8 protein-coding genes are annotated in these 12,217 nt (G+C 65.0%); 6 read left to right on the plus strand and 2 right to left on the minus strand.

Annotated elements, in window-relative coordinates; genetic code table 11:
• The first annotated feature begins 304 nt into the window (after window positions 1-304).
• Both VPH40_RS08935 and VPH40_RS08940 read left to right on the plus strand, forming a co-directional pair.
• Window positions 305-1,816: an ATPase domain-containing protein gene (locus VPH40_RS08935; RefSeq protein WP_328573232.1), complete on the plus strand. Its 1,512-nt coding sequence runs from the start codon at window positions 305-307 to the stop codon at window positions 1,814-1,816.
• Between the two features lie 8 nt (window positions 1,817-1,824).
• Window positions 1,825-3,369 (plus strand): hybrid sensor histidine kinase/response regulator, encoded by a 1,545-nt coding sequence (locus VPH40_RS08940; RefSeq protein ID WP_328573233.1) that lies wholly within the window; start codon window positions 1,825-1,827, stop codon window positions 3,367-3,369.
• Window positions 3,370-3,372: 3 nt separating this feature from the next.
• Here the strand turns inward: VPH40_RS08940 and VPH40_RS08945 are convergent, their stop codons facing one another.
• Entirely contained in the window at window positions 3,373-5,259 is a 1,887-nt protein-coding gene (locus VPH40_RS08945; protein WP_328573234.1) for an MFS transporter, read from the minus strand.
• Between the two features lie 245 nt (window positions 5,260-5,504).
• Between VPH40_RS08945 and VPH40_RS08950 the strand changes: the two genes are divergently transcribed.
• Both VPH40_RS08950 and VPH40_RS08955 read left to right on the plus strand, forming a co-directional pair.
• Window positions 5,505-8,729 (plus strand): DUF2339 domain-containing protein, encoded by a 3,225-nt coding sequence (locus VPH40_RS08950; protein WP_328573235.1) that lies wholly within the window; start codon window positions 5,505-5,507, stop codon window positions 8,727-8,729.
• Window positions 8,726-10,216 carry a DUF3999 family protein gene (locus VPH40_RS08955; protein ID WP_328573236.1) on the plus strand — a complete coding sequence of 497 codons (1,491 nt, stop codon included), beginning with the start codon at window positions 8,726-8,728 and terminating at the stop codon, window positions 10,214-10,216. The genes VPH40_RS08950 and VPH40_RS08955 overlap by 4 nt, the downstream gene beginning before the upstream one ends.
• 231 nt (window positions 10,217-10,447) lie before the next feature.
• Here the strand turns inward: VPH40_RS08955 and VPH40_RS08960 are convergent, their stop codons facing one another.
• Window positions 10,448-11,191 carry a helix-turn-helix domain-containing protein gene (locus tag VPH40_RS08960; protein ID WP_077407465.1) on the minus strand — a complete coding sequence of 248 codons (744 nt, stop codon included), beginning with the start codon at window positions 11,189-11,191 and terminating at the stop codon, window positions 10,448-10,450.
• 160 nt (window positions 11,192-11,351) lie between these two features.
• On the opposite strand from VPH40_RS08960, the gene VPH40_RS08965 reads away from it, so the two are divergent.
• Both VPH40_RS08965 and VPH40_RS08970 read left to right on the plus strand, forming a co-directional pair.
• A complete protein-coding gene (locus tag VPH40_RS08965) occupies window positions 11,352-11,774 on the plus strand; it encodes a hypothetical protein (RefSeq protein WP_251350458.1) in 423 nt (140 codons plus the stop codon).
• 24 nt (window positions 11,775-11,798) lie between these two features.
• On the plus strand, window positions 11,799-12,215 hold the full coding sequence (locus VPH40_RS08970) for a hypothetical protein (protein WP_251350457.1): 417 nt from the start codon (window positions 11,799-11,801) through the stop codon (window positions 12,213-12,215).
• Window positions 12,216-12,217: the final 2 nt, after the last annotated feature.

Genomic DNA, 12,217 nt, shown 5'->3' on the forward strand with positions numbered 1-12,217 from the left:
TAACTATCAAGCGAATTGAATTATCAATGAGGCAATAAAATGAAGGCAGCAACAGCGTCGGCACGCCCGCCAATTCGAACGGGAAGCGGGCGGGCGGCGGCAAAACGGCAAAGCGGGAAAGTTGGATTGAATGATTACTGTAGCAGGGTAATGCGTTTTTTGCTGAGACCGTGATCGCGTACGCAACACTGCCTTGCGCGCCCCCGCCCGGCCACGATGAATATTTACCAATGGTATCGAAAAGACATGCCGCGCCGGACGCGCTAGTATAGTGATCACGGCGTGGCAAAGCGGGGGCGCAACGATGACGGCACAGGCGCGACATACAGGGCAGCACGATGGCGCGAACGGCCCGGACGCGCCGCCGCTGCTGTCGACGGGCGTTGCCGGCCTCGACACCATACTCACGGGCGGCTTGCTGGCCGACCGCCTGTACCTGGTCGAAGGCGCCCCCGGCACGGGCAAGACCACCCTGGCGCTGCAATTCCTGGCCGAAGGCGCGCGCAGCGGCGTGCCCGTGCTGTATATCGCCCTGGCGGAATCCGCGATCGAGTTGCGCGGTGCGGCCCTGTCGCATGGCTGGGACCTGGCCGGCATCGCCATCGAAGAAGTGGCGCCCGGCGACGACATCCTCGACCCCGAGCGCCAGTACACCATCTTCCACCCGTCGGAAATCGAACTGGCCTCGACCAACCAGCGCATCCTCGCCGCCATCGAAAAGCACCGCCCTGTCCGCCTCGTGCTCGATTCGCTGTCCGAACTGCAGTTGCTGGCGGAAAACCCCCTGCGCTACCGGCGCCAGGTCGTCGCGTTGAAACAATACCTGGCCAGCCGGCACTGCACCACCCTGCTGATCGATGACCGTTCCGCGCTGGACGACGGCTTGCAAGTGCGTAGCGTGGCCCACTGCGTGATTTCGCTGGAGCTGCAAAACCAGGCCTACGGCAATGACCGGCGCCGCGTGCGGGTGGTGAAATACCGGGGTGTGCCGTTTCGCAGCGGCACGCACGACTACAAGATTGCCCATGACGGTCTGGTCGTCTTTCCCCGCCTGGTGGCGGCCGACACGCGCCGCGACGGCGACCATCGGCGCCTGTCGAGCGGCGTGCCCGAACTCGACACCATGACAGGGGGCGGCCTGGAAGAAGGCATGAGCACGCTCATTTCCGGCCCGGCCGGCAGCGGCAAGTCCACCCTGGCGGCGCAATTCGTGCACGCGGCCATAACGCGCGGCGAACCGTGCGCCATGTTCCTGTTCGAAGAAGCGCGCAGCAAGCTGCTGAACCGGGCCGACAACGTGGGCATGCGCCTGCAGCCGGCGCTCGATTCCGGCCTGTTGAGTGTGCAGCAAGTCGATCCGGCCGAGCTTACACCGGGAGAATTCGCCCAGGCCGTGGTCGACGCGGCAGAACGGGGCGCCCAGGTCATCGTCATCGATAGCCTGAACGGCTACATGCATGCCGTGCCCGACGAGCGCTTCCAGAGCACCTATCTGCATGAACTGCTCAATTACCTGGGCCAGCGGGGCGTGGCCACCCTGCTCGTCGGCGTGCAGCAAAACATGCTGGGCACCTCGATGACGACCTCGGCCGATGCCAGCTACCTGGCCGACGGCGTCATCATGCTGCGCTATTACGAAACGGAAGGCGAGGTGCGGCAAGCCATTTCCGTCTTCAAGAAACGCGGCAGCGCGCACGAGCGCAGCATCCGCCGCTTCGAGATCAGCCCGCAGGGCATCCGCATCGGCCCGGCCCTGGCCGGCTTTCACGGCATCCTGTCGGGCTTGCCCACCATCGGCGGCACGCCCTTCCCCTAGGAGTTGCCATGGAGCAGCGTATCCTGATCTACGCGCCTGGCGGCCAGGACGCCGCCCTGGCCGCCAGGGTGCTCGCCGGCGAGGCCATCGCCAGCCACGCCTGCCGCTCCGCCGGCGAACTGGCCGAGCAACTGGCGCTGGGCGCCGGCGGCGTGCTGACGGTGGACGAATCCTTGCCTGCAGGCGTGTACGCCGTGCTCGACGCCTACGCCCGCCAGCAACCGGACTGGTCCGATTTGCCCATCATCCTGCTGACGCACGCGGGACTCGATTCCCTGCCTTTGCGGCAAGCCGTCGCCACCCTGGGCAACCTGACCCTGCTGGAACGCCCCCTACACATATTGACCCTGATCACCTCGGCCCACGCCATGCTGCGCGCACGCCAGCGCCAGTACCAGGTGCGCGAGACGCAGCGGCGCAAGGATGAATTCCTAGCCAGCCTCGGCCATGAGCTGCGCAATCCGCTGGCGCCCATCAAGACCTCGGTGGCCCTGCTCAAGCACCTGTATCCCGCATCGGAGCAGGTCTGCAAGGTCAGCGGCGTGATCGAGCGCCAGGTAACGCACCTGACGCGGCTGGTGGATGACTTGCTCAACGTGGCGCGCATCACCAGCGGCAAGGTACTGCTGCAACGGGAAAATATTGAATTACAGCAAGTACTCAACCATGTGATCGAACTGTGCCAGCCCGCAGCCGACAGCCGGCACATCAGCATCACGCAGGCGTTGCCGCCGCATGCCGTGACCTTGCACGCCGACTATGCCAGGGTGGTGCAGATCTTTGCCAATATCGTGTCGAATGCCGTGAAGTTCACGCCGGAAGGCGGCCACATCCACATGACGGCGCGCCTGGCGCAAGGCTTGCTGCAGGTGACGGTCGAAGACAACGGCATCGGCATCGAGCCGGACGCCATCCCGCGCATCTTTTCCATGTTTGAACAGGGGCGCACGGTGGAAGGCCAGATGGCCAGCGGCCTGGGCATCGGCCTGAGCCTGGCGCGCCAATTTACCGAGATGCATGGCGGCAACATCGAAGCGTACAGCGACGGCCCCGGCCGCGGCAGCCGCTTCATCGTCACCCTGCCGGCCAGCGCCGGCGACGCCCAGGCAGCCGCCCCGGCCACGCCGGCGGCTGCCGGCAGCGAGACGCCCGCCGGCGCTGGCCAGCCCGTGCAAGTGCTGGTGGTGGACGACAACCTCGATGCGGCCGATGCCTTGCAAAGCCTGTTCCAGCTCGAGGGCTATGCCGCCAGCGTCGCGTATGGCGGCGCGCAAGCCCTGGCAGCCGTCGACAGGTCGTGGCCGCAACTGGTCGTGATGGACCTGGGCATGCCGGACATGGATGGCTATGAGGCGGCACGCCAGATACGCGAGCGTGCACAGGGGCGCGAGGTGCTGCTGATCGCCCTGACGGGCTGGGGAGAGGCGCGCTCGCGCACGGAACAAGCCGGTTTCGACCATCACCTGACGAAACCGGTGGACTTCGCCGCCATCGCCGCCCTGCTGGAACAGCGCCTGGCGCGGCGGACGGGGACAGCTACGCAGACAAAATAGCGTTTATTTCCATTTGCCGCGCAATTCCTGCACCTTTTGCTGCAACAGTTCCGGCGTGGCGGCCTCGGGCGCCACGGGCATGCCCACGGCCAGCGACAGGCGCGAGCGCAAGCCCGCCTTGAAGGCGCGCTCGAACAAATGGCCATTGCGATGGCTCAGCAGATGACCCCACAAGCCGCGCAGCGCCAGCGGAATCACGGGCACCTTGCTGCGCTCGACGATTTTCGCGATGCCGCCCTTGAATTCGCTGATCTGGCCCGTGCGCGTCAGCTTGCCTTCCGGGAAGATGCACACCAGTTCGCCTTCGTGCAGCGCTTGCGCGATATCAATGAAGGCCTTTTCCATGAGGAAAGGATCTTCCTTGGCCGGCGCGATGGGAATCGCCTTGGCCGTGCGGAAAATCCAGCCCATCAGCGGCATCTTGAAGATGCGGTGGTCCATGACGAAACGGATGGGGCGGGGGCTGGCCGCCATGATGACGATGGCGTCCACATAGCTGACGTGGTTGCACACCAGCACGGCCGCCCCTTCCGTCGGGATGCGCTCGCCATCGACGACTTTGACGCGGTGCACGGTCTGTATCAGTATCCACGCGAGGAAACGCATGAGGAATTCCGGCACCAGCGAGAAGATGTAGGCCGCCACCAACGCATTCAGGATGGCCGTGACGAGGAACAATTGCGGAATCGTAAACCCCTGGCCCAGCAGCACGATGGCCACGCCGGCGGCCGCCACCATGAACAGGGCGTTCAGGATATTCATGCCTGCAATCGTGCGCGAAATGTGTTTCGGGTCGCAGCGCGTCTGGATCAGGGCGAACAGGGGCACGATGAAGAAGCCGCCGAAGACGCCGATCATGACGATGTCGAGCAAGATGCGCGGCACGCCCGCCTGGCTGACAAAGGCCAGCGCATCGACCACTTGCGTATTCGCATACGCGTTGCTGGCGAAATACAGGTCGATGCCGAACAGCGACAGGCCGATGGAACCGAACGGCACCAGGCCGATTTCGATCTTGTGGCCGGACAGGCGTTCGCACAGCAAGGAACCCGTGCCGATGCCGACGGAAAACACGGTCAGCAGCAGTACGAACACGCTGTGGTCGCCATGCAGGAAATCCTTCGAATACACGGGGAACTGCGCCAGGATCAGGGCGCCATAGAACCAGAACCAGGAGTTACCCAGCATGGCCAGGAAGACGGGACGGTTCTTGCGCGAAAAATTCAGGTTGCGGAACGATTCGGCGACGAAATTCAGGCTCACCTTCAAGTCCGGCTCGGGCGCCGGCGTGCGCGGCACGCGGTAGCTGGCGATGAGGCCGAAGACGGCCACGGCAATCGTCGCGCCCGCCACCAGTTCCACGCCCAGCGGCTTGTGCACGATCAACACGGCGCCGAGGATTTCGCCCAATAAAATGCCGACAAAGGTGCCCATCTCGATCAGGCCATTGCCGCCAACCAGTTCCTCGGGTTTGAGCTGCTGCGGCAGGTAGGCATATTTGACGGGGCCGAACAGGGTCGAATGCACGCCCATGCCCACGACGGCGGCCACCAGCAGCCACAGGGTATGCGTCATCCAGCCAGCGGCGGCCATGGCCATGATGGCCAGTTCCATCCATTTCACGAAACGGGCCAGGCCCGCCTTTTCGAACTTGTCGGCCAGCTGGCCCGCCGTGGCTGAAAACACGACGTAGGGCAGGATGAACAGGCCGGGAATCAGGTTGGTGATGGTGGACGGGTCGAGCGTGGTCCAGCTCAGCGCATCGTAGGCGAGGATCACCATCAAGGCCGTCTTGAACAGATTGTCGTTGAAGGCGCCAAAGAACTGGGTCCAGAAGAAGGGCCCGAAACGGCGCTGCGACAATAAGGAGAACTGGCTGCTTTGACTCATGGCATGGGGAACTGGCAATTAAGGAATTGCTAAAATACAGCACTATCTTGCGCACGACAATCTGAATGTCGACATCTTGCTTGGCATCAATATGAAAAGCCCGCTCCGGCCCCATGCTTGCCTTGCCGCCGAACACACTTCCTGGCACTTGCCCTGACACAACAGAAATCGCTTGTTTCTTGATAATAAGGTAATGTGCGCATACATCGGGCGCCTTCGCCCTGCCCTTTCAGGAAAGCTGCCCCATGTTTGGATTGATCACGCTGTTCATCCTTGGCTTGCTGATTACCGCCTTCGTGCTGGTGCTGCAGTACCGCCGCAAGGTGGCGGATCTGGAATTGCTGACTGCGCGCCTGCGCAAGGAAGTCGACGGCATCCAGCAGCGCCTGCGGACGCTGGAAGGCCAGGGCGAAGCGCCTGCGGCGACGCCCGTCGTGCCCGTTGCACCCGCCGTGCCCGCCAGCGCGGCGCCAGTGACAGTGGCGGCGCCGACGCCTTTGCCGACGCCCGCCTCCGTGCCGCAAGCAGCCGCGATCAAGGTGGCCGAGGTGACGCAGGTCGCGCCGGCAGCAGTGCCGGCAACAGCCTCCGCAGCAGAAGCCCCCGTGGCGCCGAAACCGGCTCCGCCGCCCCCCGCCAGACCCGCCCCTGCCGTCCCGAATACCCCGTCCTGGATCGCGCACCCGGACGGCCTCGTTGCCAAGGCGAAAAACTGGCTATTCACGGGCAACCTGGTCGCCAAGCTGGGCTTGCTGATCCTCTTCCTCGGCGTCAGCTTCCTGCTCAAATACGTGTCGGCCCAGGTCACGCTGCCCATCGAGCTGCGCCTGGCCGGCATCGCGCTGGCCGATATTGCCCTGCTGGCCTGGGCCTGGCGCATCCGCCTCAGCCGTCCCGGCATCAGCCTGCCGCTGCAGGGCACGGCGCTGGCGATATTGATGCTGGTGACGTTTGGCGCCTTCCGCCTGTATGAACTGATCCCGGCTGGCCTGGCGTTTGCCGTGCTGTTCGTGCTGACGGCGTTCACGTGCCTGCTGGCCGTGCTGCAAAACGCCGTCTGGCTGGCCGTCTTCGGCATCGTCGGCGGCTTTGCCGTACCCCTGCTCGTGTCGACGGGCAGCGGCAACCATATCGGCCTGTTCAGCTATTACGCGCTGCTCAACGCGGGCGTCTTCGCCATCGCCCTGAAACGCGCCTGGCGCGTCCTGAATGTGCTGAGCTTTGGCTTTACCTTTGTCGTCGCCACCACCTGGGGCCTGCTGCGCTACTCGCCCGAGCACTACCTGTCGACGCAACTGTTCCTGATCCTGTTCGTGCTGTTCTATATCGGCATCGCGATCGCCTACTGCGCGCGCCAGGCGCCGCGCCTCAAGCACTACGTGGATGGCACCCTGGTCTTCGGCACGCCGCTGGCGGCGATGGGCCTGCAATACGGCCTGGTCCGGCACTTTGACTTTGGCCTGGCATTTTCCGCGCTGCTTGCCGGCCTGTGCTACACGGGACTGGCCGTGGCGCTGTGGCGCCGCGCAGGTTTCAAACTGCTGGCCGAAGCCTTCCTTGCGCTGGGCATCGTGTTTGGCACCCTGGCCATCCCGTTCGCCCTCGACGGCCGCTGGACGTCCGCCGCCTGGGCGCTGGAAGGCGCGGGCATCGTCTGGGTCGGCTTGCGCCAGCGCCAGACGCTGGCCTGGGCCTTCGGCTTGCTGGTGCAGGGGGCCGCCTGGCTTGCCTTCCTCGGCGCCATGCTGGAACTCGATACGGCAGCGGCCCTGGACGCCAACATCTGGCTCGGCTGCGTGCTGCTGGCCGCCGCCGCGCTGGTGATGGCCTTCAACTTCCGCCACCATGGCAGCCACTTGCATCCGGAGTTCATGAGCAGCCTGTCCGTGCTGTTCCTGACGGCCGCCACAGTCTGGCTGCTGGGCGGCATCTGGAGCGAAATCCTGCTGCGCACGGATGCCGCCACGCAACTGAACCTGCTCACCGTCAGCGCGCTGGCAGTGGCAGCCCTGCTGGCGGCGCTGGCGCGGCGCGAGCAATGGCATGCGCCGCGCGCCCTGCTGCTGGCCGTGCAGGTCCTGGCCGGCATGATATTGCTCAGCCGCGCCAGCTGGACCTGGGACCAGCATCCGGCCAGCCTGTTCGGCGGTTCCTTCCTCAGCGCCCTGCTGCTGGGCGCCGCCGCCTTTGCCAGCGCCCGTTTCCTTGCGCTGCGCGCGCGCGGCGGCGACGAGCTGCTGGCCCTGGTGGCGCCCCCCCTGCTGGCCTGGAGCGGCTTGCTGTGGTTTGCCGCCATCCTCGTGCCCTTCACCAGCTGGCTGCTGCGCCTGATCGACGGCAACCTGGAGCTGCAAGTGCACGCGGGCGAACACTGGCTGGCGCTGTACCTGATCGCCGTCTGCGTCACGACGCCCGCGTTCGCCCTCCTGGCGCGGCGCCTCGATTGGCCGCAGCTGCGCTGGATCAGCGTGGCCGCCTGGATTGGCCTGGGCCTGTGGAGCGCCAACCTGTTGCTGGCGCTGTACCTGCGCGACTACCTGCCGACCGGCCTGAGCTGGCTGGCTTTGGCCAGTGCCCTGGCGGCAGGAGAATACCTGCTGCTGGCCTGGCCGCAAGCGGGCTGGCAACTCGACGTGCGTGCGCTGCGCCTGCTGCATACGCTGCGCACGGCCGCGCCCTGGCTGATGCTGTGGCCGCTTGGCGCCATGCAGGTCAGCGCCTGGCTGGCACAGCATGAAGGCAGCGTCAGCCCTGCCTGGGCCCGCTACTTGCCGGCCTGGGCCATGATGCTGGTGCTGGCTTGGCTGATCCGCCGCTGCCGCGCTGGCGCCTGGCCGGTGGCGCCGATTGCGGCGTGGTACCAGCGTTATCTGATACCGCTGGCGGCGGCATGGTCGCTGCTGCTGATCGCCGCATGGAACATTTTCGACGACGGCGCCATGGCACCGCTGCCGTACTTGCCATTGCTCAATCCGCTGGACCTGAGCACGGGTTTTGCCGTCCTGCTGGCCGTTGCCAGCTACCGCTTGCTGCCGGCGGGCCAGATGCCGCTGCCCGCCGTGTGGCAGGCGCGCTTGCCCGTCGTGGCCGCGTGCCTGCTGTATGGCTGGTTCAACCTGATGCTGCTGCGCACGGTGTCGCAGTACCTGGGCGTGCCCTACACCTTTGACGCCATGCTGGCCTCGCAGTTCGTGCAAGCGATGCTGTCGCTGGTGTGGAGCGTGACGGCCCTGCTGCTGATGCGCCACGCGGCGCGCCAGCAGCGGCGCCAGCAATGGAGCCTGGGCGCCGTGCTGCTGGGTCTGGTCGTCCTGAAACTGTTCCTGATCGACCTGTCGAACGTGGGCGGCATCGAGCGCATCGTCTCCTTCGTGGGCGTCGGTTTGCTGATGGTCTTGATCGGCTACCTGGCGCCGTTTCCCAAGGCTGCCGCGCCCGCTTCAGCCGAACCGCAACAAGGAGCCGCATGAAGCCCTCATTGATCTGCTGCAGCCTGCTGGTGGCAGGCGCCGCGCTGGCAGCGCCTGGCCAGGACCGGCCACAGGACTATGCCTGGAGCATGCCCGTGCAGGTGCCGGCCGGCGCCGGCATCGTCCAACTGACATTGCCCAGGGACGTCTACCTGCACGCCAGCTCGGCCAGCCTGGCGGACGTGCGCCTGTTCGACGCCGACGGCAAGCGCCTGGCCTACGCCATCGGCGCGCCGCCCGCGCAATCGGCCACGCAACGGACTGCCATTCCTGCCCGCATTTTCCCCGTGACGGGCGCGCCGGCAACTGGCGATGGATTGCAAGGCATCGATATCCGCACGGCGGACGATGGCCGTTTGCTGTCGGTCAGCACGCGCGCCGGCACGGCGGCGACCACGGCGACGCTGCAGGCGCTGATCCTCGACCTGGGCAAGCAGACGCAAGACAAGCGTATCGCCGCCTTGCGCTTCACGCCACCGGCCCGCACCGACAATTACAGTGCGCAAGTGCTGCTGGAAGTGAGCGATGACCTGAAGCAATGGGACGCCATCGGCACCACCACCCTGAATTGGCTCAGCAACAGCGACACGCAGACCCTGGCCAACGACAGCATCGCCTTTGCGCCGCGCGCCTTCCGCTATGCGCGCCTGAGCTGGCAAGCGGGCGAACCGCTGGCCTTTGCGGCGATCACGGCGCAAGCCGTCAGCGAAACGGAGATCGCCCCAGCGCGCGCCTCCATCGTGCTGCAAGGCTTGCCCGGCAAGCAGGCGAATGAATGGCGCTACGCCACGCCCCTCGCCATTCCCGCCGACAGCATCGCCCTGCAATTGACGCGCAACAATGTGGTGCTGCCCGTGACCCTGGGCGTGTATCGCCAGAACAGCTATGTTCCCCGGCACCGGCTGCCCCTGCGCCACCAGGCGCGTCCCGCGCAAGGCGCGTATTTCGATCCCCTGCTGAGCACGACGTTTTACCGCATCGGCCTCGATGGCAAGGAGAGGATCTCGGGCGACCTGGCCATGCCCGTGACGCAAACGGGCGAATGGGTACTGCAGACGGCCACGGAACTCCAGCTCGACGCCAGCGATGCGCCCGCCCTGCGCCTGGGCTGGACACCGGCTACCGTCGTTTTCCTGGCCAGCGGCAAGCTGCCTTATCAGCTGGCATTCGGCAACAGCAACGCCGCCGCCGTGGCGCAACCGCTGTCGCAGGTGGCGCCCGGCTTCAAGACGGACGAATTGCTGGCACTCAAGACGGCCAGCGCCGGCCCGCTCCACCCCAACGGGGGCGCGGCGGCACCCGCACGCGTCACAAAGGACGGGGCACCGTGGCGCCTGGCCGCGCTGTGGGGCGCACTGCTGCTGGGCGTGGGCGTGCTGGGCTTCTTTGCCTGGCGCTTGCTGTCGCAAATGAAACAGGAACAACAGGAACAAGAGGAACAAACGGGGCAGCAGAAATCAGGCCCACAGCAAACGGGCCAGCAATAGATGGACCCGCAAGCAATGGGCCGGCAAGCAATGGAGGATGGCGCAAACAGGCGCGGCCAGCGGCCAGCGGCCAGCGGCCAGACTAGCGACCAGAAAGACCAGGCGCCACGAATGGCTTTACACAAATGGCTTTATTCGGCGTACTGACTTGCTGGCTTCACTGCTTGCTTGCTGGCTTGCTGGCGGCTTGCTTACAGGCTAGCTGGCTTGCTTATCGACCGGCTTGCACTCTCACTGCCGCAGCAACGCCTTGAACGTCTGCGGCATCCAGGGGCGCGCCGCCAGCATGAAGCTGATGGCCAGACGCTCATCGCCGGGCAGGCGCGCGTCTTCTTGGTGTTGCTGCGAGAATTCCACCGCCACTTGCTTCAGGCGTTCCAGCAAGGCCGCCGTGGATTTTTTCGACAGCATCACGTTCACCAAACGCAGCAATTCCGTCTCGCCATCGAATTGGGAATTCAAATAGTCACCATAGGCTTCCTTTTTGAAATACGTGTGGATGGGACCGTTCGGTATCCACGCAAACGTGCGCGCCACCAGCAGTTTGACCCGGTTATTCGGCAGCAGTTCCAGAAAACCGATCTTGTCGAGGCGCAGCAGGTATTTCACGGCTTGCGCCTCGCTGATGTCATAGATGGCGACGATCTGTTCCAGCGGCAGCAGATTCAGGGCAGAGACAGCCACCACGAACAACCGGGTGTCCTCGATGATTTCCTTTTCCTGCGCATATGTCAGTCCCGTGATCAGGGTGGGCGCGGCCTGGGCAGACTGCACGGCCAGCGCCAGCTGCTGGAAATCGCTGCCGATGGCCACCAGGATCTGGTCCAGGCGTTGCAGGGTAAATTGCTTCTGCGAAAACATCCGCTTGACGCTGGCTTCGGATACGCCGATGCGCTGGGCCAGCTCGGCATACGTGACGGCGCGCGCTTTCAACAGGCGTTTCAAGGCTTCGATCAAGGCGTGGGTTTGCGGCATGCATTTCCTTTATAAAAATGGCATCGGTTCTGGCGGCAAAAAAGTAGCGCAATACGCTACCTGCGGTATGCCTGCCCGCTACGAGTAGCGTTTTCATTGACCAATTGCCCACAGTCTACAATGATGGCGTTGCCACTTGGCACACTTGAAGGAGAAACACATGAAACGCCTGCTGCCCCTCTGCCTGTCCCTGTCGCTGTTGACGCTCTCCGTGGCCGCTCCCGGCCTGGTCCACGCCGCCGCCTCGGAGAACCTGTCGAAAGGCTCGCAAAACCTCAGCCAGGGTTCCGCCATCGTCGTCGCCGGCTCCATGTCGATGCTGGTCGCCTCCGGCCAGGTGGTGGTCGCCAGCGTGGAAACGGTGGGCGAAGGCATCGTCATCGTGCTGAAAGGCGCGTCCGAAGCGGGCGGCGCTTCCATCCAGATGAGCACACAAGCGGCCAAGGGCCTGTCGCTGGCGGCCGGCACCGTGGTCAACGTGGTGGCGCTGTCCACCGGCCACATGCTGGTTCTATCCGGCAAGGCCATCGCCTTTATCCCGAACGAACTGGGCAAGGCGCTGCTGCACCACTCCAAAGTGTAACCACCAATGAAGAACGGAAATCCCATGAAACATCTGCTCGCCACCGCCCTGCTGTGCGCCGCCACCATGGCGCCGCTGGCCCAGGCCGCCAATTCCGACACCACCAACGCATCCGACAACGCCAGCATGGCATCGGCCATCGTGCTCGTCGGCTCCATGTCGGTGCTGGCCGCCGCCGGTGAAATCGTCATCGACAAGGTGGAAGACGTGGCCGACGGCAGCGTCCTCGTGCTGAAGAGCGCAGCCAGGGGCGCCTCGCAGGCGGCCACGGCCTCCGTCAAACTGAGCCAGAAAGCCGCGCAAGGCCTGTCGCTGGCGGCCGGCACGGCCATCCAGGTGGTTGCCGTCTCGACGGGCCACATGCTGGTACTGTCGGGCAAGGCCATCGCCTATGTGCCGGATGCGGCCGGCAATGCCATCCTCCACCATTCGAAAGCGTGAAC

The sequence above is a fragment of the Janthinobacterium sp. P210005 genome (assembly GCF_036231865.1).
In the GTDB taxonomy this organism is placed as follows: Bacteria; Pseudomonadota; Gammaproteobacteria; order Burkholderiales; family Burkholderiaceae_D; genus Janthinobacterium; species Janthinobacterium kumbetense.

Coding starts and splice junctions, on each gene's coding strand:
- VPH40_RS08960 (WP_077407465.1), bottom strand. CDS start 11,191: ATGCCGCAAACCCACGCCTTGATCGAAGCCTTGAAACGCCTGTTGAAA.
- VPH40_RS08965 (WP_251350458.1), top strand. CDS start 11,352: ATGAAACGCCTGCTGCCCCTCTGCCTGTCCCTGTCGCTGTTGACGCTC.
- VPH40_RS08955 (WP_328573236.1), top strand. CDS start 8,726: ATGAAGCCCTCATTGATCTGCTGCAGCCTGCTGGTGGCAGGCGCCGCG.
- VPH40_RS08945 (WP_328573234.1), bottom strand. CDS start 5,259: ATGAGTCAAAGCAGCCAGTTCTCCTTATTGTCGCAGCGCCGTTTCGGG.
- VPH40_RS08940 (WP_328573233.1), top strand. CDS start 1,825: ATGGAGCAGCGTATCCTGATCTACGCGCCTGGCGGCCAGGACGCCGCC.
- VPH40_RS08950 (WP_328573235.1), top strand. CDS start 5,505: ATGTTTGGATTGATCACGCTGTTCATCCTTGGCTTGCTGATTACCGCC.
- VPH40_RS08935 (WP_328573232.1), top strand. CDS start 305: ATGACGGCACAGGCGCGACATACAGGGCAGCACGATGGCGCGAACGGC.
- VPH40_RS08970 (WP_251350457.1), top strand. CDS start 11,799: ATGAAACATCTGCTCGCCACCGCCCTGCTGTGCGCCGCCACCATGGCG.